Below are 22617 nucleotides of genomic sequence, written 5' to 3'. Positions count from 1 at the left end.
GCCAAAAATATTCAGAGCCAACAAAAACGGGGGGAGGAGGAAGTTTTCTCAATGGCTTGAACGAGCCTGAACCGAAATCCCCTGACAAAGTGCGCAAGAAGTTGCGCAGTACTGCGCAACTTCTTGCGCACTTGTCTGTACAGCACGAATAACAAGGCCTACAGAAATGTATCCACACGGTTATCCACATTTTAGTGCGCAACTTCTTGCGCATAGTGGCGATGAGGCATTGGTCAGCAAGTAGAGGCAGATAAAAAAGTTGTTCATCGTTCTTAAACGCTCAACCGCCCCATCCCGAAGGTCCTCATGCGTACTGGCTTCAGGTGCAGGTGTTGCGTGTCCTTTCCCAGGCAGGTCATGACGTTGAATTGAGCCCGGCCGACTGGATCAAACTCATGATCGCAGCCCGCCGTTTTCCGCAGCGCAGAGATCCTGCGAAGAGCAAATTCTTGCGTCAATGACTCAACATCTGCGCCGGCCAGCCACGGGTAATCAACGCTTTTCGCTCTGCACTCAAGCCGAATTCGTCGAACCACTGCTGGCTCATGTTCAGCCACGGGCCAATGTCCGGCTGGCTGGTCTGGCCCAAGTCCGAGCTGTAAACCACCCGTGGCAAATCGCGCAAGACCCTGGAAAAGTCTTCCTTGCCCTGATACTCCAACAGATACGTCAGCGCGGTCTGCTCGATGTACAGCGCAGGCAGGTCGCCCAGCGCCAGAAGGTCCTCGGCGCTGAGTCCGGTCAGTGGGTTGGCCGGCTGATTGAGCATCAGGCGCGGCACTTGCAGTCGATCCGCCGCTTCCACCAGCCTTAGCACCTCTTCACGGTTGGCGTGACCGGTAGAGATCACCACCGGGTAGTCACGGCTCATACGCAACAGATCGAGGGTGGCGCGGTTCAATTGACCGCTGTCATCGCTGACAGTCAGCGGTTTGATCGGTCGCTCAGTCAGGATCGGGTGGCTGAGCGAGCGAGCCAGCCGACTGGTGTGCGAGCGACCGGTCACGGTGGGCAGGTGCACGATAAATCGCAGGTCGGCGGCGCCGTGCTGGCAAAGAGAGCGTTCGACGACCCGCCAATCGATGCCCCCGGCGATTTCATTGAGCACGACCGATCCCGACACCGGCAACCCTTGCTCCCGAGCTTCCCAGGCTTGAGCCGCGGTGCAACCCAGATGATTCTTGAGCACCACCCAGCCGTTCTGCGCCTGGTAATGCTGACCCGCTTGCAGCGCACTGTGCCGACGCAGATAAGCGTCGGGCCCGGCGTGGTAATGGACATCAATAAAGTCGGCCTGGGAGACTGTCGAATCACTCATGCATGAGCCTCCAGATCGATGCCCAGATGTGTGCGAACACTGGCGCGCACTCGTGCGAGGTCATCAAGCAGCGGTCGCATGCCGGCGCCCGGAACGCCAACAGACTGATGTTGTGGGGACAGCTTGAAGCTGACGTTGGTGGCCCTGACCAATTGCGAGTCCTCGCCGAAGATACTCAACAGCCGGCCGCTCCAGGCCGCCACTTGCGGTTCCACATTGAGTTTGCTCAACAAGCGAAATCCCTGGTCCAGGCGTCGCCCCGCCTGCTCATCGGCTGTCGCCGTTTGATCAGGCTTGCGCACCGGCGGTTTTACCCGGGCCGGCAACACCCATTGATCCAGCAGCATCAACGCGGTGTCGACATCACCGGCGCTGGCGAGCTCGGCCATCGCCCCCAGTCGGCGGTCCAGGACGGCGTCGGCTTTGGTCGGCGAGGAAATCAGCAAGGCCCGCGCCACTTGTTGACCGACGGGGGTGGCCAACAACCCCTGAACCACCGCCCCGCCCAACGCGGAACCGGCGATCAGGGCAATCGACCCCAGCGGCTCAAGTTCGGCGGCCCAGCGTCGGGTGAAGCTAACGAAGTCCTCGTCGTCCTCGGCCAGCAGCGAGAGCGTGTCAAAGATGATGACCCGGTAACCTTTGTCGACCAGCGACTGGGTCAACGGGGCGAAAAATTGTCCTTCGTCCCAGGCCGGCATGACCGGCGACATCACCACGACCAGCTCCGGGCCCAGACCAAACTGCACATGTACGGGGGCATTAATGTTCATATCGATTCCTTTCCAGAAGAACACTCGCAGATCGAGTCAATCAAACAGTTTGCGGGTACCACGCAGCGCGTGTTCGGCGCCACGCAAGGTCTGTTCGACAATCGTTGCGGCAGGCAGCACATCGTTGACCAGGTCGGCGACTTCGCCCGCCCAGATGGCACGCACGTCGGTGTTGTCTTCGCGCAATGCCTGCGCGTAATCCTCGCCGACGCTGGCCGGGGCCCGCACCAGTTCGTGTTCGAAACCCAACCAGCGTGCAGTGAAGTCATTGGCCAGCGCCCGGCCGCTGTATTGCTCTGGCCATTCGATGCCGCGCACCAGGTCAAACGCGCGGGTGCGCACGGTATCGCCGGCGGTGGCGTGGACCAGACGCTGCTTGAGCTTGTTGGAGGGCAGCGCCTCTTCACTGGCCAGAAAACGCGTCCCCATCATCACCCCGTCGGCGCCCAGCAAGAGTGCGGCGGCCAGGCCCCGACCATCGGCGATGCCACCGGCGGCGATCAGTACTGCAGCGTCACCCACGGCGTCGCGCACGGCAGGAATCAACGGAAACGATGCCCGGCGCAAGCTATGCCCACCGGCCTCGGCACCCTGCACGATCAAGGCGTCGGCACCGGCATCGAGTGCCGCTAATGCCTGGTCAACGTCATGCACCTGGACGATGGCCAACGCACCGCTGGCCTTGATCGGCGCGATAAAAGGCCGGGCATCGCCAAACGACAACGCAACCACACTGGGTTGATAAGAAAGGGCCAGGTCCAGCAGTTCGAAACGCTTGGCCACGGTGAACATCACCAGGCCGACGCCCCAAGGCTCCTTGACGTCTTTCATCAATGCCAACTCGGTTTTCATCCAGTCCGGATCGCCATAGCTGGCCCCCACCAGACCAAGCCCGCCGGCCCGTGACACCGCAGCAGCGAGTCGCCCGCCGGAAGCGCCGCCCATGGGCGCCAGCACCACCGGATTGGTGGTTTTGAGCAGTCGGGTAAGTGCGGAATCAAAATTGCTCACGGTGTATCTCCTTGATGTACCGATAAAGAATTCGCCGATGGGCAAGCCCGCAACACCTGGCGTGTGCGGGCCTGCGCCGCGCTTAAGCGAGCGCCGCGACTGCCGGGGTGTAGTCGGCCGGGATGTAGTCGTTGACCTTGTACAAGTGGAACTCCCAAGTGCCGGTCTCTTTCAATCGGTTGTAGCGCGACAGGAATTGCTCATCGGAAAACAGCGAATCGAACTCTTCCTTGCTGCTCCATTGCGCCTGATTGATCACCGTCTTGCCGTCGATGCTTTTGAACAGTCGGCTCCACTGGAACGACGGGTAGGCCTGCGCTACGTAACTCACCGCCGAGCGCAGCACATCAAGGGCCGCATCCTGCTGGCCTTCGAAGACATGCACGACGTTAACCAGAAAAATCGCATTGCTTTCATCAGGGGCAGGTGCGTCGAATTTCGTCAGGTTGCTCATAGTTGCCTCCAGGCAAACGTAGGTTGAAAGAGTCTCTCAGTGAGTCAATTCACAGGACTTTGCTGGCTTGCCGTCCTGCCACAGCAGGGGTGAAATGCGCTCGGTCACCAACGACCGCTCGACCCGGCCGACAATCACCTCGTGGGTGGCGTAGGTCAGTCGCGCATCGACGCGGCAAAACAGCGTGGCTTGCGCATCGGCCAGGTACGGCAAATCATCCACCGCCTCCCAGTCACCGTGCTCGAAGCGCGCAGCCCCCTTGAGTTGGCCGGCAAAGACGCCGACCAACTGGCTTTGCGTGGCGTCGAGCAGGTTCACGCTGAAGCGTTGGTTGTTCAGCAGCGGTTGATACAGGCTGGCCGAGCGGTTGATGCAAATCAGCAGCGACGGTGGATCGGTGCACAGCGAGCTGACTGCCGTGGCGACCATGCCGCAGCGAGCATTACCGACACCGGTGGCGATGATCGAGACCGTGCTGGTCAGGCGTCGCATGGCTCGCTTGAAGTCCTCGGCCGGTTCCGGTTCAGGAACCTCGATGGCCAGCGCCAAAGCGTTGCGGGCACTCACGCGACGGCTCCAATGATCAGGCGAGCGCTGTTGTGGGGCTGGCGCAGGCCGACGTCTTCCATGCGTGGCAAGACGTCTTCGAGAAACTCGTCGAGGCCACTTTTGTAGTCGAGCCAGGTCAGGCAGATACCGTCGATACCCAGGTCGCTGTAGCGCTGGAATTGCTCGGTGATCATTTGCGCTGTGCCCACCAACGGCACGCCCGCGAAACCGGCCTTGAAGTGGAAGCGGAAGCGTTCGGCGTCTTCGGTGCTGGCGAACATGCCGCTCTGAATGCCGATTTCCGAGGTGACGTTATCCAGTGCGACTTCATCGCCATGCTGGTTGACGTAGTAGTCGAGGTACTTCTCGGCTTCTTCCAGCGTGTCTTCCTGCACCACGTAGGAGTAGACCCAGATCTGGATCTCGCGGCCATATTCCAGACGCGCCAGGTCGCGATACGCTTTGATCTGCGCGCGGATGGTGTCGTCGTCATCTTCGTGCTTGAGGATCAGGAACGCCGCGTCGCAATGCTCGGCGCAAAACCGGCGACCGCGCTCGGAGCCGCCGGCGTTCATCAGGAACGGCTGGTTCAGCGGCTTGGGTTGGGCAAAGCCTTGGGCGATGTTGAAAAAGTCGCCCTTGAAGTCGAAATTGGCCGGCTCGTTCCAGGCCAGGCGAGCGACTTTCAGCCACTCGTCGGCATGGTCGTAGCGCCGGTCATGCTCCAACTGCACGCCACCGTTGAACATGCCCATTTCTTTGCCGTACCAGCCGCAGATCATGTTCAGGCCGAAGCGCCCGCCGCTGATATGGTCAATGGTTGCGGCCTGCTTGGCGGCGAACAAAGGGTGCACGGTGGACAGGTGCGAGGTGGTGAACAAGGCAATCTGCTCGGTCACCGACGCCAGCCCCGCGGCCCAGGTGTAGGTTTCGAACGACACGCCCATCGGATCGCTCGCACCGCCCCAACCACGCCAGCGGCCCACGGGCAGCAGCAATTCGAGGCCCGCCTTGTCGGCCTTCTTGGCGATTTCCAGGTTGCCGTTCCAGTCACTGGCGTTCAAGCGCTCCGGGACTGTCGTGAGGGTGCACCCCCCTTCGATGTTGAGCGCGAACACCCCCAATTTGATTTTGTTGGTGCTGCTGCGCATCGGATTGGTTTTGATCTTTACCGATTGGCTCGAAGTCATCTCTTCTCTCCTTGATAAGGTGGGCGTGCTGCGCCGTCTCGCATCACGCCTTACATCGCACGCAGGTTGCCGCTCAAGCGGCGCTCGGGGTTTTGGCTTCGGCTGCAAGCCACGGCTGGTCATAGCGGTGCAGACGCCGTGCTTCGGCAAGCGACAGGCCTTGGGCGACTGACTCGATGATGTCGCGCTCGGTCTTCTCCACCGAGATCGCACGGCTGATGACCTGCTCGGCTTTGTCGATAGGGATCACCAGGCAGCCGCTGGCATCACCCACGATCAGGTCACCCGGATTGATCGTCACGGCACCGATTTGCACCGGCACTTGGGTGGCCTTGAGTTGCACGCGGTTCTTGCCCGATTGCATGAACCGGCCACGGCTGAACAACGGGTAGTTGAGTCGGGTCACGGTGTCGATGTCCCTTGCCGCCCCGTCGATTACCGTGCCGCGAATATTCCGGTTCAAGGCCACGTGGGTGAGGATGTCACCCCAAACCGTGGCATCCAGCCGCCCGGCATTGCTGGACACCACCACGGAATCCGCGGGAACGTCGTCAATGTAATTGGCAGCGTTTTTGAACCCGTCGTTCTGGTTGACCGGCTCATAGAGCACGGTGAATGCCACGCCGACGAAGCGAGTGCCAGGGACTTGCTGAACGATGCCCTGCAGCCCGGCGTCAATGCCGAGGCTGTCGAGAGCGTCACTCAGCGAAGCCGTATCCAGCGCGGCGCACCGCTCCAGAAGGGAGGCGTGTTGTGCGCCTGTCAATGAAGACTGACTCATGCATGACTCCTTGCTGGCGACGTCCAGCCGTGGTCGGTTTGCGGGATAAGTTTGCGAAGGTTGAGCACGCTTCTTTCGATGATGGCCGCGGCGCATTGCCGGGTCGTGGCCTTGCCGCCGCTGTCGTAGGTCTGGCAGTCGTGCTTGACCACCTGCGCCACCGCTTGCTCGATGGCCAGGGCCTGAGCCTGGTAGCCCAGGTGTTCGAGCAACAGCGCCAGTGACAGGAACATCGCACTCGGGTTGGCCTTGTTCTGGCCGACATGCGTCGGGGCACTGCCATGCACCGGTTCGAAATACGCCCCGGCATCGCCAATGTTTGCACTGGGGGCAAAACCCAGACCGCCCATCACGCCCGCACCGAGGTCCGAGAGGATGTCGCCGAACATGTTCTCCGCGACGATCACGCCAAAGCGTTCCGGGCGACGGATCATCCACAGCGCTACGGCGTCGACGTTGTCGATGTTGTAGGCAATGTCCGGGTAGTTGGCAGCGACAGTCTCGAGAATCTCCTTGGCGAACGCGCCGCTGTAACGCAGCACGTTGGGTTTATCCGCCAGGGTCACGCGGTTGTAATCGTGCTTGCGGGCATACTCGAAGGCGTAGCGGAACAGGCGGGTCAAACCGGCCCGGGTCTGTAACCGCACGGTCATGGTGGCGTCACCCGGCGTTTCACGGTGCCAGGGCGCCCCGGCCAGCTCCCGGGCCTTGAGTACCGGTTCGAACTCGGTCGGTATCGAGGCGAAATCGAGCCCGGCATAAAGCCCTTCGGTGTTCTCACGGATCACCGTGAAGCGGAACCGGCCTTCACCCAGCACGTCAGTGACTGGCCGTACGTTGGCATAAAGGCTCAAGCGCTGACGCAGTTGAATCACCGGCGATACGTACACGTGCGAGGTGTTGCGCAGATGCTCCGGCAGTTCGGCCTCGGCTTCCTGCAAGGCCTTGCTGGTGATGGCGCCGAGCAAGGTCGCGTCGGCGGCAGCGATTTTCGCCCAGGTTTCCGCCGGCACCGGGTCACCGCCCGTACGCCAGCACTCCCAGCCGATCTGACCGAAGTCCAGATCGATGGGCAGCTCAAGTGCCTCGAAGATCGGCAGGATGGCGTCGACGACCTCCACCCCTACCCCATCCCCTGGCAATACACAGACTCGGTGACGCGGTGGCTGACCCGACAACGCCGATGGATGAAGGACCGTCATCACATTTTCCCTTCTGCAGTCAGTTGAGTCGGGAAGCTGGCCCGGGAAATCACCGTCGGCCGAACGGCGTGACGCTGGAACAGATCCTGTTCATGCATCGCTCGCAGCGCCTGGAAGGTCGAGCTGATTTGCAGCCGGGACATGGTGTCCTCAAGCCGTTGCGACACATCGAAAGGCAGGTTGTAGGCGCCCAGCATCACGTCCATGAGCGGTGCCGGCATGCTGCTCAGCGGCACGCTTTGGGCGGTGTATTCGGATAACTGCAGAGCCTTGACCAGGTCATAGCCATTGGCGCTGCCGATGCGCTCCAGGTAGGCGATGAACATGCCCAGGTGCAAGTTGCCCGCGCCTTTGCCCATGCCGCAAATCGAGGTGTCGATGTATTCGGCACCCGCATCGACAGCGGCGATAGAGTTGGAAAGTGCCAGGGAAAGATTGTTGTGCGCATGGAACCCCAGCGGCGCATGGACCCTGCGGGAAATCCGGCTGATCAGTCGCTCGACATCATCGGGGATCATGTTGCCGTTGGAATCGGCGAACACAATAATATCGGCCCCTGCACCTTCCGCTCGCAACGCGATATCCGTTATGGCGCCGGGTGTTTGTGTGGTGATGTGAGTGATATTGGCGCTGACCTGAAAGTTGAACGACTTGGCCAACTTGATAGTGGCCTGGCCTTGTTCAAGCTGATCGGCACGCAAGCACACCCGGATCATTCCAACGCCATGTTCGGCCAGCATTTCAAAGTCTTCGCTGGCGACATTACGCGGGTGAACCATGACACATAGACCCAGTTGGCCATGGGCCGCACGGCGCAGCGAATCTATATATTCCGGGTTCACCGAACTGCTAAGACCGTGCTCTTTTTTGCGCACGAAAGAACCATTGCAATAACCAATCTCCGCGTGACTTACACCGACATCAGCAAGGTGCCCGACCGCATTGACTGCATAGTCAGTGGTGAACTCAAAGTTATTACGATAACCACCATCACGGAGCGTTACATCAACGATTTTAACTTTGCTCATGATCCAATTCCTTCTGAGGGCTTTCAATAAAACCTTGGACACGCACGCAAGTACGCCCCGGGTTTCTCCAGTAGTAACGTTGCCGTTATGCAGGGTTATTTATGAACAATTTTTTACAAGGCATGAGTCGAGGGCCGCAAAGGCCAAAGGCAGAATCAACGAAAGTTTTTCAGCGTTAATGCTCCAGTTGCCATCGAATGGATTCGATGGGCAAGCGGAATCATTGCTGTTTTTTTTATTATGGATTCAGACCGCACCGGAGAAGCGTGTGCCGTAGCCGGTGGGGGAGACTCGTGAAAACCCTGGTCAAGGTTTTCAGCGGCCGGAGGAATCTACGTGTTTCTTATTCTTGGACAGATACTGGAATCAGCCCGCTTGTTTGTAAACTCCCCGTATTCACCCTGGGGGGTTAAAAAATTCACCTTGTGTTAATTCCAGACTGAACTACGCATGCCTCTAAAAGTGCATTTCAAAAATACTGTTCCGTCGGAAAACAACTGACCAGGAAGTCCATCAGTGACCGTATAGGTGCTTCTTTACGTAAATCCTCATGAACCACCAACCAAATATCGATCATCAAGTCGGCGGAATCGAACCTGGCCTTTTCCAGTGCAGGATCTTTCATGCCGTAAAAGTTGGGCAGCAAGGCAATACCGACGCCCGCACGCGCCGCTGACGCCTGAACTTCAAGGCTTCTGGCGCGCAACACTACGGGACGCTCTGCGCAAACTTCACGCAACCAGATCTGTTTTCGGGAATGCTCCATGCTCTCGTCATAGACGATGTACTCGTACTGCTCGGGGGTGTGCTCTGCCAGGTACTCCACGCTGCCATATAACCCGAACGAAACAGTGCCGATCTTGCGCGCGACAAGGTCCATCTGGGTGGGTCGACAGAGGCGGATCATCAAATCCGGTTCGGGATTGCACAGGGTGCCGATATCGTCCTGCATCAGCAGGCTGACATTGATCGAGGGATGTTCGCGGCGCAGACGCCCCAGGTGCGGGGCAATGAATTCGGAGGTCAGCAGCGGCGGTGCACTGACCGCCAGGTCGGCGACCATCTCCGTCTGCACGGAGAGCGCCACCTTGGAAATTGCCTTGGCGTCTTTTTGCATCCGGCCGGCGATTTCAGCGATGCGGTGGCCGAACGGCGTGATCTCGTAGTTACGTTTACGCCGGTCGACCAGTTTCAGGTTCAGGGAGGATTCAAGTGCCGCGATACGCCGTGCCACCGTGGCATGTTCCACCCCCAGCTCCCTCGCCGCGCTGCTCAGGGACTGCGTGCGGGCGAAGGTGACGTAGTGACGCAAGTTCTCCCAGTCGAACATGCTCATGTCCCGGGAATCCAGCCCCTTGGGCCAGGCACAGGACGTTTTATCTAATGGTAATGAGCTCATGCAGCCTCGATCGATTCTCAATGGAATGACAATCCAGGCAGTTCACCCAAAGGCTTCCTTCCTGGAGATCCTTGTTTGGGAACATACATTCGATACCGGCCACGCACTGACGAAAACAGAACCCCCATCCGTGCGGGCCATGATGCTTTTCAACACTCAGTCTGCCGCGATTTGCGCGCCTCCCTTGCGCGACTCGGCACTGAAAAATACAACTTTGACGACGATGACCAACAACGCCAGCGCGGCAAACAGCAAACCACTGTACAGGGTGCCCTGCAACCCCATGCGCGCCAGGAACCAGCCGCCGGTGGTCGAGCCGATCGTCACGCCCAGGTTGATAAAAGAGATGTAGATACCGGTGGCAAATTCCGGCGCTTCCGGTGCTTCGGACGTCAGCCAGATCTGCGTGACAATCAGGCCACTGGTATGCGTCGCGCCCCAGATCACCACAATCACCAGCATGGTCAGGAAGGACGGACCGGCAAACAGGTACAACAACCCATACGCACCTGCCAGCAGGATCGGGTGCAAGAGCGTCGTCCTGACCATGTTCTGCCCGATCAGCTTGCCGGCGTACAGATTGCCGGCGACGCCACCGATACCGAAAATCACCAGCAGGATGCTGATCAGTTGCGCACTCATGCCTGCTTCCTTGGCCAGGTATTCGGCGGAATAGCTGTACACGGAAAACATCGCGGCAAAAATCAGGGTCGAAGCGGTGATGTTCAGCCAAAGCGGAAACTTACGCAGAATCGCCAACTGCTCGGTATAGGAAACGCGGGTTTTGTCGGGCGCGTCCGGCAGCCTGGCAATGATCCCCAGGCCGGCAATGCAGTTCACCACGGCGCAGAACAAAAACGAGGCTTCATAGGAAAACTGCGCCGCAATCAGCGTCGTCAACGGCACGCCCAACACCATGCCCATGCTGGTGCCGACAAACGCCTTGGCGGCAGCGCGGGTCGACTCTTGAGGAGGATAAAGCGACACCGCCGCGACAAACGCCAGGGAGAAATACACCGGGTGAAACAGCGCCGGGATGATCCGCAGCACCATCAGCGATTCAAAGTTCGGCGCGTAGGCCGACAGCACACTGGTGCCGGCGAAAATGAACAGCGCAATGGTCAGCACCTTCTTGCGGTTGAAGCGCGACAGCAACAACACCATGACCGGCCCGCACACCGCAATGATCAACGCGAACAGCCCCACCAGCAGGCCTGCCTGGGACGCACTGATCGAGAAGCGCTCGATAATCACCGGAAGAATCCCGACAACGCCGAACTCGATGGTGTAGACACCAAACAGGCCAAGCGCCAGGAAGTAGATCGGATGGAGCATTTTCATGAGCTGGACTCCAGCGTGACGACGACTTTACCGAACTGTTCGCCCGCTTCCAGATAACGGTGGGCGTCGACGATCTGCTCGAATGCAAACGTCTTGGCGATGATCGGACGCAAGGTCTGCGCTTCGAGGCCGGCGATGACATAGGCCTTGGCCGCTTCGAACACCTCGGGTCGGGAGGTGATTTCGTGCAGCAGGTAACCGCGTAGCGCGAGGCTTTTGCCCAGCACCTTGAACAGCGGGAATGGCGCCGGTTCCGGGCTCAGTGCGCCGTACACCAGAACGATCCCGCCGCTGGCGGCGGCATCGACCAGGTGCTCCAGAAAGGGGCCGCCCACCGGATCGAAGATCACCCGGGCGCCCTTGCCTTCGGTAATTCGTTCGACCTGCTGATTGAAGTCCGACGCTTGGCTGGCGACCACATGGGCTGCGCCAGCGGACAGCAGTTGCTCACGCTTGGCCTGGGTGCGGCTGACGGCAATCGGGATCGCGCCGACCTGGTTGGCGATTTGAATCGCGGCCAGGCCGACACTGCTCGACGCCGCCGTGATCAGCACGAACTCCCCTGGCTGCAACGCAGCAACGTGAATCAACGCGCCCCACGCCGTGAGGTATTGCATCCAGACCGCCGAGGCTTGTGCGAACGACAGTGTGGCGGGATGCTTGACCAGCATCGCCGCGGGCACCACCGCCAGCTCGGCATAGGTGCCCCACTGCGCGATCGAGGCCGGCGGGACCAGGCTGACGATGTCACCCACGGCAAACTGGCCGGCGTGCGCGCCGACCGATTCGACGATGCCCGCCGCCTCGTAACCCAACCTGGAAGGGAACTGCGCCTCCTCCAGATACTGGCCGGCACGGAACATGGATTCGGCCCGGTTCAGTCCGATTGCCTTGACGGTGATCCGTACTTCATCGGGCCCTGGCTCAGGTACTTCGATGTCATCGATCCTGAGTACATCAGGGCCACCATAGTGGTCAAACCGCACGGTGCGCGTCATTTACTGCCCCTTTCATTCGTTGATTGCCAGTTACTTTAAAGTGAGTGCAACTACTGAAAAACAAGCTGCCGTTCCATTCTCAGCGGACACTTGTGTCCGCAACCGATGGCACGTAGGCGTCCACCACCGGGTGCTGTCGCCGGGTAGCCAGCAACCGCAGCGCGACGTAGAACACCGGTGTAAACAAGAGCCCGAACAGGGTGACCCCGAGCATGCCGAAGAACACGGCGACGCCCATGGCGTAGCGCATCTCGGCGCCCGCCCCGGTGGAGAGCACCAACGGCACGACCCCCATGATGAAAGCGATCGAGGTCATCAGAATCGGGCGCAGGCGTAGTTGGCTGGCCTCGATGGCGGCGCGGACGATGCTGTGGCCCTGCTGTTCGAGTTCACGGGCAAACTCGACGATCAGGATGGCGTTCTTGCTCGCCAGCCCCACCAACACCATCAGGCCGATCTGGGTAAAGATGTTGTTGTCGCCCTGGGTCAGCCAGACCCCGAGCAACGCCGACATGATGCCCATGGGCACGATGAGCAAAATGGCCACCGGCAGCAACAGGCTTTCATAAAGCGCAGCGAGCACCAGATACACCAGCAGCATGCAGATCAGTAGAATCCACAACGTGGCATCGCCGGAAATGATTTGCTGGTAGGTCAACTCGGTCCATTCGAACTTGATGCCCTTGGGCAACGTTTCCGCCGCGATACGTTCCACCGCCGCTTGAGCCTGACCCGACGAATAACCGGGTGCCGGGCCGCCGTTCAGGTCGGCGGCGGTGTAGCCGTTGTAGCGCACGACCATTTCCGGCCCATAGGTGGGATGAACTTCCACCAGGCTGGCCAGCGGCACCATGTTGCCGTCGGCGTTGCGGGTCTTCAGTTGCCCGATGTCGTCGGCGTGCGCCCGGAAGGGAGCATCGGCCTGCACACGCACCTGGTACACCCGGCCCAGCAAGTTGAAATCGTTGACGTACAGCGAACCCAGGTAGATCTGCAACGTATCGAAGACATCCGTCATGGCGACCTTCGACTGCTTGGCCTTGACCCGGTCGAGATCAACCTTCAATTGCGGCACATCGATCTGGTAGCTGGAGAAACTCGGCCCGAGTTCGGGAGCCAGTGCGGCTTGCTTGAGAAACCCGCGGACTGCTTCATCGAGCTTCTCGAAGCCCAACGCGCCACGGTCCTCGAACTGCAACTTGAAGCCGCCCAAAGTGCCCAACCCCAACACCGGCGGTGGCGGGAATACCCCGGTGAATGCTTCCTTGATCCCGGCAAACTGCTGGTTCAGCGCCGCTGCGATATTGCCGGCGCTCATCTGCGAACCGTGGCGATTGGCGAACGGTTCGAGGATCACGAAGATAATGCCGGCGCTCGATGAGTTCATCAGACCGTTGACCGACATGCCGGGAAATTCCAGGGTGTGGGCCACGCCGGGTTGTTTGAGGGCGATGTCGTTCATCCGCTGGATGACCTGCTCGGTACGCTCCAGCGAAGCACCGTTGGGCAGTTGCGCCAGGCCGACAAGAAACTCCTTGTCCTGGGCCGGCACGAAACCACTGGGCAACGAATGGCCGAGCCAGGCAGTGACACCCAGCAACACCGCATACAACCCTAGGGTCAGGCTTTTGCGCTGGATGACCCGGCCCAGGTTGTTGCCGTAGGACTGCTCACCCCGCGCCGACAGTCGATTGAAGCGACTGAACAACGGGCCCAATAACCGATCAATCACGCGGCTCAGGCGATCCTTGGGTGCGTCGTGGGACTTGAGCAGCAGCGCACACAGCGCCGGCGACAAGGTCAGCGAGTTGAACGCCGAAAGGATGGTCGAGATGGCGATGGTCAACGCGAACTGCTGATAAAACTGCCCGGTCAGCCCGGGCATGAACGCCAGCGGCACAAACACACTGGCCAGCGTCAGGGTGATGGCGATGATCGGTTTGCTGACTTCGTCCATCGCCTTGTAGGAGGCGGCTTTGGGGCTCAACCCCCGGGCGATGTTGCGTTCGACGTTTTCGACCACCACGATGGCATCGTCGACGACAATGCCGATGGCCAGCACCATGCCGAACAGCGACAGCGCATTGATCGAAAAACCGCAGGCAAGCATCAGTGACAGGGTGCCGATAATCGACACCGGCATGGCCAGCAGCGGGATGATCGAAGCACGCCAGGTTTGCAGGAACAGGATGACCACCAACACCACCAGCAGTGTTGATTCAAGCAAGGTCTGGATCACCGCCAGAATACTCGAACGGACAAACTGGGTCGGGTCGAAAACAATCGTGTAGTCGACCCCCGCCGGCATGTCTTCCTTGGCCTGGCGCATGATCTCCCGCGCTTGATCGGAGATCGCCAGGGCGTTGCCGCCGGCCATCTGGAACACGCCAAAACCCACCGCCGGTTTGCCGTCGACCAGCGAACGCAAACCGTAATCCGAAGCCGCCAGTTCGACCCGGGCGACATCCCGCAAAAAGGTCACCGCCCCGCCCGCCGAACTCTTGACGATGATGTCGCCGAATTCCTTCTCGGTCTTCAGCCGTCCCTGAGTGTTGACCGACAGCTGTTGGGCAACGTCGGTGCGCATGGGCTGGCCACCAATGACCCCGGCCGCGACCTGGACGTTCTGTTCACGAATGGCCGCCACCACGTCGTTGGCGCTCAACCCGCGCTGGGCGACCTTTTCCGGGTCCAGCCAGATGCGCATTGCATAATCGCCGCCGCCCCAGATCCGCACCTCACCGACACCCGGAATCCGTTCCAGCTGGTTCTTGATATTGAGGATGCCGTAGTTACGCAGGTAGGTAGCGTTGTACTGGTCATCCGGCGAGATCAGGTGGATCGCCAGGGTTTGGGTCGACGACGACTTCATCGTCACCACCCCCAAGCGCCGGACGTCTTCCGGCAGCCGTGGCAACGCCTGGGAAACACGGTTTTGCACCAGCTGCTGGGCCTTGTCCGGGTCGGTCCCGACCTTGAACGTGACACTGAGCGTGAGGTTGCCATCGCTGTTGGCCTGGGACTGCATATACAGCATGTCCTCGACACCGTTGATCTGCTCCTCGAGCGGCGCCGCGACAGTCTGCGCCACCACCGCCGGGTTCGCCCCCGGGTACTGGGCGTTGACCACAATCAGCGGCGGGACCACGTCGGGGTATTCCGAGACCGGCAGGCGGAACAGCGAAATAATCCCCGCCAGCAAAATCAGGGTCGAGAGCGCGCCAGCGAAGATCGGCCGATCAATGAAGAAGCGTGAAAAGCTCATTGGCTTTTCCCCGCATCCGCCCGCTGTGCGAGTAACGGCCGGACGGTGTCCCCGGGCCGTGCGCGATGCAAGCCATTGATCACGACGCGCTCGCCGGCTTGCAGACCGGAATCGATGATTCGCAGGTCGCCGACCAGATTGCCGGGGCTGATCCGGCGGTATTCCACCTGATCATTGGCGGTGACGACCAACACGAATTTCTTGTCTTGATCGGTGCCGATCGCACTGTCGTCAATCAACACCGCCTGACGCGGCGGGCCACCTCCGAGCTTGACCCGGGCCAGCATGCCGGGCCTGAGCAAGCCGTCGGTATTGTCGAAACTGGCGCGTACCCGCAGCGTGGCCGATTGCAGGTCGAGTTGGTTATCCAGGGAGGCCAGCTTACCTTCGCGCGAGTAATCCGTTTCATTGGACAAGCCGAGCATCACCGGCACTTCGGCGGTCTTGGCACTGCCGTGATTGAGGTAACGCAGGAATGTTTGCTCGTCGACATCGAACGCGGCATAGATCGGCGACAGCGACACCAGCGTGCTCAACGGTGCAGCATTTTCACCGGCGCTGACGATGTTGCCCGCAGTCACCAAGGCACGGGACATGCGGCCACTGACCGGCGCGTTGATTCGGGTGTGGGCCAGGTTCAACCGGGCGTTGTCGAGTATGGCCTGGGCCTGCCGGACATTGGCCTGGGCTTCGCTGGCGGCGTTTTGTTTTTCGTCCAGGTCGCGCATGGCAATGGCATTGGAGTTGATCAGCCGTTGCGCCCGCCCAAGGTCCGTGGCGGTGTAAAGGCTTCGCGACTTCGCGGCGGCCAGGCTCGCCTGAGCCTGGTCGACTTCGGCGGCATACGGTCGGGCGTCGATCTCGAACAGCAAGTCGCCTTCCTTGACGATGGCGCCATCCTTGAAATGCACGGCCACGATCGTCCCCGATACCAAAGGCCGGATCACCACTTTCTCGACCGCCTCCAACCGTCCGGTATAGCTCTGCCAGTCCGTCACCGACCGGGACAGCGCCATGGCGACGTCGACTTCGGCGGCCGGCGGTGCAGTGGCTGCCTTGGCGGTTGCAGCGGGTCCGCCGCGCAACACCATCACCATGGCAACAACGATGGCGCAAGCCAGGCTTGCGCGAAGCAGGAGGGCTTTAGCCGGGCGTTTGGTTCGGATCGAGTCCATAAAACAACTTCCTTGTTGTGAGGCGGTCGGTGGAAAGTGACTTAAAGCGCGGTTTCAGGCGTAGCCATGTTGCCCTGCACCTTGGCTTTGCTGGTCCTGCCCCAACGTTGCATGACCGGGCGCTCGATAAAGTTGAACAGCAGCCAGCCACCGAAGATCGACAGGCCGAAGGTGGCGGCGACAATCACCGTCGCGGTCCAGTTATCGAACAATCGCCCGCCGAGCAGTTGCGTGGCGTAGGTCATGACCAGCAGATGGATCATGTAGAAACCGAAGGAAATCTCCCCCAGCCAGACCATCCAGCGACTGTTGAGCAGACCCTTGCGGTCCTTCAGGTCACTGGCGGCAATCGCCGTGATCAGTGCCGCGATCGGCACCAGCGTCACCAGGTTGAGGCTGTACTGGAACGGCACCCACATGGCCGCCAGGTAACCGCCGACCATCAGCGCGAAGGCCCAAGGCACGCTCAATTCGATCCAGCGTCCGGCCATGAGAATCCGCGCCATGAGCATGCCCAGCACGAACTCGAACATCCTTGCTGGCGGGAAGTAGTAGGACCACCACCATTGGCTCAGGGAAATCGGGTATTCCTTGATAAACGGTGCGGCGGGCGCCAACCCTTTAATCGCCAGTTGCGTCAGGGCCAGCCCCGCGACCATCGCCCAGGCCCAGAGCCACAGGCGTTCCTCGGATATTTTCCAGATCAGCTTGAGCACCAGCGGGAACAGCAAATAGAAGAACATCTCGCAGCACAGTGACCACGAAGGGCCGTTGACGCTGAGAAAGGTGTCCATCCGCGCAATCCACGAATGCACCAGCAACAGGTTGGGGAGCCAGATCGCGACGCTGGCGGCCGGGACGGCGAACAACACCATCGCCAGCGCCCAGGTGGCGATGTGGTTGGGGTAGATTTTCAACAGGCGGCGCTTCCAGAAACCGGTCACGCTGTCGCCCTTGCGCGCAGACCAGGTGATCACAAAACCACTGAGCACGAAAAAGAACGACACCCCGAGCCAGCCGCCGCCACTGAAGATCCGTTGAAAAGCATCGATCACCCCACTGTCGGCGTAGGGGTTGAAACCGATGATCCGGGTCAGCGACGCGTGGAACATGAACACCATGGCCGCAGCGAGAAAACGTATCCCGGTGAGCGAGTCGAGCTTGCTGTGTGCATGCGAATGGTAGAACTCTGCTTTTTTCATTACCCGATCCCCAAATAGTCATGGCACGCCCACAGACGCCTGCGCGTCTGGAGCGTGCTCCCTGTAAAAAAACCACGACAATCGTTAACGGCGGTTGCTTGCGTTGCAGGCAGTGTTGCGAGGGGCTGTGAGCCCAAGGGGTACGGCTAAATACAGAGGGTGTTGCGCGCGGAACGCTGGGCGAACCGTCTTTTTTCTATGGGAGAGCGGGCCTCTGCACACAGGGACCCGCGCACCGGTCATTGCCCGTAAACGGCGTTGCAAAGGTCTACGGTGAACTGCCCGAACATGCCTTCGAAGGCTGTGTTGGTGAACGCGACCACGGTCAGTTGCTCAACCGGGTCGACGAACCAGGAGTGCCCATAGGCACCGCCCAGTCGCCAGCTGCCCACCGACTCGGCGGTCTGTGCGGCGGCCGGGTCCTTGAGCACTGTGAAGCCCAGACCGAAGCCGCGCCCAGGCCAATTATCCAATGGCAGGTTGCCGGTCTGGTTGCTGGTCATTTCATCGACCAGCGCTTTGGGCAGCAGCGGCGCGCCACCTTTGCGCAGGGCTTCGAGCAGTTGCAGGAACTCGCCTGCGCTACCGATCAACCCTGACCCGCCGGAATTGAACGCCGTGTGATCCAGTGCCCGGGATGGCTCCAGTTTGATGCCGGCAGTGCCTTCGAAAACCGGCACCACTTCCAGCTCTTTCATGCGCCGCGGTTGTGGCTGATCGTTCAGGTACGCCGCAGTCAGGCGACTGACGTCGGTCACGCCGAAACCGACATCCGGCAAGCCCAGTGGCTTGGTAATCAGCTTGTCGATGGCCGCTGCCAGCGAGGTGCCGGTGACTGCCGCAATCACACCGCCCAGTACGTCGGTCGCAATCGAGTAACCCCACGAGCTACCCGGCTTGTACAGCAACGGGGCGTGGCCGAGACGACGCAGGTTGTCTTCCAGCGTCAGGTTGCTGCGCTCCATACCATCGGACACACCGGCATCGCGGTAAGGCCCACCTTGATCGCTTTCCAAAAAACCGTAAGTAAAACCGGCGGTGTGGCTCAACAACTGACGCACTGTAATGACCGCTGGCTGACCATCGCTCAAGGTAGGTTTGAAATACGGCAACCAACGGGTGATATCGTCATCAAGGTTGAGTTTGCCTTGGCCGATCAACGCCAACGCCGCCACCGAAACGATCGGCTTGGATACCGAAGACAACCGAAACAAGGCATTCTCACGCATCGGCAATTGCGCCTCGCGATCCGCCAGCCCGGCCGCTCGGTGGTAGATCAGCTGGCCGCGGTGCGACACCAGTACCACGGCGCCCACCAGGCGTTGATCCTGCAGGGTATGTTCGAGCACGGCGTCGACCCGTAAGCCTAACTGGACGGGCTCGAAGGAACGAAGTGACTGTAGCTGTCGAAGCGGTTCGTTAACGGACATATCGGACCCCAAAAGTTGGATGGCAAAACTGGATGGGTCGATGGTAGAGCGGGCAGTTGCCGGGAAACAGAGGTTAGAATTCCGAGGTCCACGGACCTTTTTGTCCGCAATCAAGGGAGTGAGAGTTGGATAAGCTCAATGGCATCACAGTCTTCGTGCAAGTCGCCGAAAGCCGCAGTTTTGTGGGGGCCGGGCGCTTGCTCGGGATCTCCGCCTCGGCAGTGGGCAAGAGCATTGCGCGCATGGAAGAAAAACTCGGCGCACGGCTGTTCCATCGCAACACCCGCAGCATCAACCTGACCAGCGAAGGCTCGTTGTTTCTCGAGCGCTGCCGCCGCGTGCTCAACGAACTGGAAGCCGCCGAACAGGAGCTTTCCAGCTCCAGCGAAACGCCTCGTGGAAAATTGCGCATCAGCCTGCCGTTGCTCGGCAACGTCCTGTTCATGCAACTGTCAGGGTTCATGCAACGCTACCCGGACATTCAACTGGAACTGGATTTCACCGATCGGCTGGTGGACGTGGTCGAGGAAGGTTTCGACGCCGTGGTGCGCACCGGCCAGTTGCACGACTCCAGGCTGATGGCGAGGAAGCTGAACAGCTTCGGCTTCCATCTGGTCGGCGCCCCCGGTTACTTCGCAAGCAAAGGCTACCCGGACAACGTCGAGCAATTGCAGGAACACCACTGCCTGCATTACAAACTGCCCTCCACCGGCAAACTGGAAAAATGGCCGCTGACGGGGCTTGCCGATGGCCTGGACTTGAAAGTGCCGGCGACGATGGTCTGCAATAACCTGGAGATGCTGATCCACATGGCCACGCAAGGACTGGGCATCGCCTGCGTCCCAGAATTCGCCGTACGCGAGGCCCTGGATAACGGTGAGCTGGTGTCGATCCTGCCCGATCAGGTGCAGCGCACGCTGAACATCCAGGTGGTGTGGCCATCGAGCCGACACCTCACACCGAAGTTGCGGGCGTTTATTGATTTTATTTGTGAGGGTGGGTGAGGTCGTGAGGGCAGCCACCTGCTGCCCGACTCAATGGTCCTGACCCGCAGAGTGGCGCAGGCCCTTACGGATAACTAAACCCCTTAACCAACGTCAACTCCCCCACTGCCCGCATCGGCACCAGGAACGTCTCCATCTTCTCGTTCGGTGTCCCTTCCTCGGTAATCACCGTCACCTGCGCCGTCGTCAACGCCTGCACCGCATCCTCCTGCCCTTCTTCATCGCTGCGGTATCCACCGCCGAAGTAGTTCACGTAAACGAGGTATTGGCCCTTGATCGGCGCCGGCATGGAGAAGATTTCCGGGCCGTAACCCGTGGTCACGTCAACATCCAGCGCCGCGCCGTTCGGTGCGACGCGATCGCCGTACCAGATATGCGCGCCGTCAGGGGTGATGAGGTGCAAATCCAAATCCGTGTTATCGCTGTCCCACGACAACAACACCCGCAACTTGGCCGGCGTGGCCCCGCCACTGGTGTGAAGGAATTGCGTGCGATGCCGCTGCTGCCCATCCGGGCTACGAACTTCAACGCTGTTGCTGCCATTGGGAAACGAGTACGGGCGATCAAAACGTCCGGCAGCGTCAATCTTCAACGGCATGCTGATTCCATTGACGATCAATCGCCCAGGCTCACCCGACTTGGGCGTGGCTTTGATCTGGCCGCTGATGCGTGCGGTGTTGGCTTGGCCGACCGGCGTGTTCACCGAGGAGGCCGGGTAGTTGACGGTCTGGCGGTAGTTTTCGCCTTCGCCTTCAACCGCACCGGTTCGCCAACCGCCCACGGGGGTATCAATATCAACAGAGCCGGCAAACGTCGCCGGCAGTACACAAAAAGAGCAAAGGAACAGGAAGACCTGTGGATAACGGAGTTTCATGGCCTATTCCAGCAAGAGGTGGCGGGCGAGCCCTTCGATGTAGGTTTCATCCTGGCCGTTGGGGTGTGCTTCGAAGGCCAGGTGCAGGTATTCGTGAGTCAGGTCGAGGCGGTCCTGGAGGGACAGCACGCCGCGCACGTAAATGCGTTGGCGTTCGCGGTCGACATAGGGGCGTCCGAAGGCCAGGCGGCAGACGGCGAAGGTGTTGACTTCGTTGTAGCCGACTTCGTTTTCGAGGCGTTGGCGCCAGCCGCGGCGTTGGGTTTGCAGCCAGTCTTGGGCGGCGGGCAACGCTTCGCAGGAGGCGACGGGATTGTCCCAGCGGCTGAGGCTGGCGCGCGGGTAGGCATGCAGCAGGATCGCGTCGTAGCGTTGGCCGGCGTTGGCTTGTTCGACGGCTTGTTGCCAGGAAAGTTTGTCCGGGCCGGGTTGATCGGAGTGGTAGGTGACGGTGCTGCCGGCCAAGACCAGGTCGCTGGTCCATGCGGCAATGTTGCGCGATTCGGCGGTGGCCGGGCGTGGCGCGACCCGTTGACGACTGCTGCTGTCGTCGATGCTCAGGCAGTCGCCGTTGCGGGTGGCGTTTTGCAGCAGGTAGGTTCTTATTGCGATGGCCAGTGCTTTGGCAGCTTCAGCCGGTTCGGGTTTGGCTTCGCGCTGGAGGACGCGGGCGACATATTCTTCGCGGTCCAGACGGGCGACGAGCTTGTCCTTGAGCAGAAACAGTTCGCCGTCGCTGTGGATATCCAGTTGATTGCCATTGGCGAACTCAACGCGGTAATCACCCTGCAAAGGCCCGGAGGAAACAACCCGATCCCCCGCCAGAACACGACCAATCGGATAGCGCGAAAACAGCCCAACCTCAACGCAACGCCCCGCATCCACCGGCCAATCCACCGGCACCACCGACGCCAGCGCCGCACCATAATGACGAAGCACCATCTGACTGGTCCCACGCCCACCGGCCCAGATCGGCGTGCCATCCACCGTCCACCCGGCAAACCCACCCTGGCGCGACGCTGGGTCCTGATCTCCCAGCCAGCTCCAGGTTTTCACCCGCAACCGGCCACCGAGTTCACCGACGACATTGCCGTCAGCGGCGTTCAACACCACATCCAGCAACACCCGCCGCGCCTGATCCTGCGCCGGCATTACGGCCAGCACCTTCAACAATTCAACAACCGAAACCCGAGTCGAAGGCTGTAGCGACGGCAAGTTCAGCAACCATTCCGGCGCCTGCCGAGCCTGCCAATACTGGCGCCAGTCAGCGCCAGTAATGCCCAGCCGCGCAGGCTCGAAGTACAACCCGCAAGACTTCACCAACGCCTGATCACGCCCAATCTTCCCGCCAGCCGTGCAGCAATAAACTTCTTCCTTCGATTGCCCGCGACATTCATAAGGCGACTCATGAGCACCGGTATCCACCAGCCAGCCGTAGACAAACAACTTCCACAAACTGCCCAACGGCGTCTGTAAATCCGCCGGCAGCGGCTCGCGGGAAATCACCTGAGTCGGGCTCAACGACAGCAACTCACCCTTGAAGCCCAGCCGCAGCGGTTCGTCCTGCGCTGTCGCCAGCGCAGGGAGTAAACACAGCAGCAACCAGACCAGAGGTCGGGTCAT

The 22617-nt window shown here is 60.4% G+C and carries 19 protein-coding genes; 1 reads left to right on the top strand and 18 read right to left on the bottom strand.

Annotation, left to right across the window (positions count from 1 at the left end; translation table 11 throughout):
• Positions 1–454: 454 nt before the first annotated feature.
• The 16 genes from ACWIKB_RS18600 to ACWIKB_RS18525 all read right to left on the bottom strand — a co-directional run bounded on the left by ACWIKB_RS18600 (position 455) and on the right by ACWIKB_RS18525 (position 19116).
• The gene (locus ACWIKB_RS18600) at positions 455–1318 is read right to left on the bottom strand and encodes a DUF6282 family protein (protein ID WP_475268698.1); all 864 of its coding nucleotides are present in this window, start codon (positions 1316–1318) and stop codon (positions 455–457) included.
• On the bottom strand, positions 1315–2091 hold the full coding sequence (locus tag ACWIKB_RS18595) for an alpha/beta fold hydrolase (RefSeq protein WP_475268696.1): 777 nt from the start codon (positions 2089–2091) through the stop codon (positions 1315–1317). Before ACWIKB_RS18595 ends, ACWIKB_RS18600 begins: the two co-directional genes overlap by 4 nt.
• 36 nt (positions 2092–2127) lie before the next feature.
• Complete coding sequence (locus ACWIKB_RS18590; protein ID WP_475268694.1) at positions 2128–3102, bottom strand: NAD(P)H-dependent flavin oxidoreductase; 975 nt, start codon at positions 3100–3102, stop codon at positions 2128–2130.
• An 82-nt stretch (positions 3103–3184) separates the two neighbouring features.
• On the bottom strand, positions 3185–3556 hold the full coding sequence (locus ACWIKB_RS18585) for an antibiotic biosynthesis monooxygenase (protein ID WP_475268692.1): 372 nt from the start codon (positions 3554–3556) through the stop codon (positions 3185–3187).
• A 36-nt stretch (positions 3557–3592) separates the two neighbouring features.
• Positions 3593–4123: a flavin reductase family protein gene (locus ACWIKB_RS18580; protein WP_475268690.1), complete on the bottom strand. Its 531-nt coding sequence runs from the start codon at positions 4121–4123 to the stop codon at positions 3593–3595.
• On the bottom strand, positions 4120–5295 hold the full coding sequence (locus tag ACWIKB_RS18575; RefSeq protein ID WP_475268688.1) for an LLM class flavin-dependent oxidoreductase: 1176 nt from the start codon (positions 5293–5295) through the stop codon (positions 4120–4122). Before ACWIKB_RS18575 ends, ACWIKB_RS18580 begins: the two co-directional genes overlap by 4 nt.
• A 73-nt stretch (positions 5296–5368) precedes the next feature.
• Positions 5369–6076, bottom strand: a complete 708-nt coding sequence (locus ACWIKB_RS18570; RefSeq protein ID WP_475268686.1) for an RraA family protein — start codon at positions 6074–6076, stop codon at positions 5369–5371.
• On the bottom strand, positions 6073–7254 hold the full coding sequence (locus ACWIKB_RS18565) for an isocitrate/isopropylmalate dehydrogenase family protein (protein WP_475268937.1): 1182 nt from the start codon (positions 7252–7254) through the stop codon (positions 6073–6075). Before ACWIKB_RS18565 ends, ACWIKB_RS18570 begins: the two co-directional genes overlap by 4 nt.
• A gap of 23 nt (positions 7255–7277) precedes the next feature.
• Complete coding sequence (locus tag ACWIKB_RS18560) at positions 7278–8306, bottom strand: beta/alpha barrel domain-containing protein (RefSeq protein WP_475268685.1); 1029 nt, start codon at positions 8304–8306, stop codon at positions 7278–7280.
• Between the two features lie 469 nt (positions 8307–8775).
• Positions 8776–9642, bottom strand: coding sequence for a LysR family transcriptional regulator (locus ACWIKB_RS18555; protein WP_475268684.1), 867 nt, complete (start codon positions 9640–9642; stop codon positions 8776–8778).
• Positions 9643–9861: 219 nt separating this feature from the next.
• On the bottom strand, positions 9862–11046 hold the full coding sequence (locus tag ACWIKB_RS18550; RefSeq protein WP_475268682.1) for an MFS transporter: 1185 nt from the start codon (positions 11044–11046) through the stop codon (positions 9862–9864).
• The gene (locus tag ACWIKB_RS18545) at positions 11043–12044 is read right to left on the bottom strand and encodes a zinc-dependent alcohol dehydrogenase family protein (RefSeq protein ID WP_475268680.1); all 1002 of its coding nucleotides are present in this window, start codon (positions 12042–12044) and stop codon (positions 11043–11045) included. Before ACWIKB_RS18545 ends, ACWIKB_RS18550 begins: the two co-directional genes overlap by 4 nt.
• Positions 12045–12123: 79 nt before the next feature.
• Positions 12124–15309: an efflux RND transporter permease subunit gene (locus tag ACWIKB_RS18540; protein ID WP_475268679.1), complete on the bottom strand. Its 3186-nt coding sequence runs from the start codon at positions 15307–15309 to the stop codon at positions 12124–12126.
• On the bottom strand, positions 15306–16484 hold the full coding sequence (locus ACWIKB_RS18535) for an efflux RND transporter periplasmic adaptor subunit (protein WP_475268678.1): 1179 nt from the start codon (positions 16482–16484) through the stop codon (positions 15306–15308). The genes ACWIKB_RS18540 and ACWIKB_RS18535 overlap by 4 nt, the downstream gene beginning before the upstream one ends.
• Positions 16485–16525: 41 nt before the next feature.
• The gene (locus ACWIKB_RS18530; protein ID WP_475268677.1) at positions 16526–17686 is read right to left on the bottom strand and encodes an acyltransferase family protein; all 1161 of its coding nucleotides are present in this window, start codon (positions 17684–17686) and stop codon (positions 16526–16528) included.
• Positions 17687–17925: 239 nt separating this feature from the next.
• Complete coding sequence (locus ACWIKB_RS18525; protein ID WP_475268675.1) at positions 17926–19116, bottom strand: serine hydrolase domain-containing protein; 1191 nt, start codon at positions 19114–19116, stop codon at positions 17926–17928.
• Between the two features lie 125 nt (positions 19117–19241).
• On the opposite strand from ACWIKB_RS18525, the gene ACWIKB_RS18520 reads away from it, so the two are divergent.
• Positions 19242–20120 (top strand): LysR family transcriptional regulator, encoded by an 879-nt coding sequence (locus ACWIKB_RS18520; protein WP_475268673.1) that lies wholly within the window; start codon positions 19242–19244, stop codon positions 20118–20120.
• Between the two features lie 64 nt (positions 20121–20184).
• Here the strand turns inward: ACWIKB_RS18520 and ACWIKB_RS18515 are convergent, their stop codons facing one another.
• Together ACWIKB_RS18515 and ACWIKB_RS18510 are read right to left on the bottom strand one after the other, a co-directional pair.
• A complete protein-coding gene (locus ACWIKB_RS18515) occupies positions 20185–20994 on the bottom strand; it encodes a YfaP family protein (RefSeq protein WP_475268672.1) in 810 nt (269 codons plus the stop codon).
• A gap of 3 nt (positions 20995–20997) precedes the next feature.
• Positions 20998–22617: a DUF2300 domain-containing protein gene (locus ACWIKB_RS18510; protein WP_475268671.1), complete on the bottom strand. Its 1620-nt coding sequence runs from the start codon at positions 22615–22617 to the stop codon at positions 20998–21000.

The sequence above is a fragment of the Pseudomonas sp. 5Vm1k genome (assembly GCF_056161485.1).
This window is presented reverse-complemented; position numbering and strand designations above follow the sequence as displayed.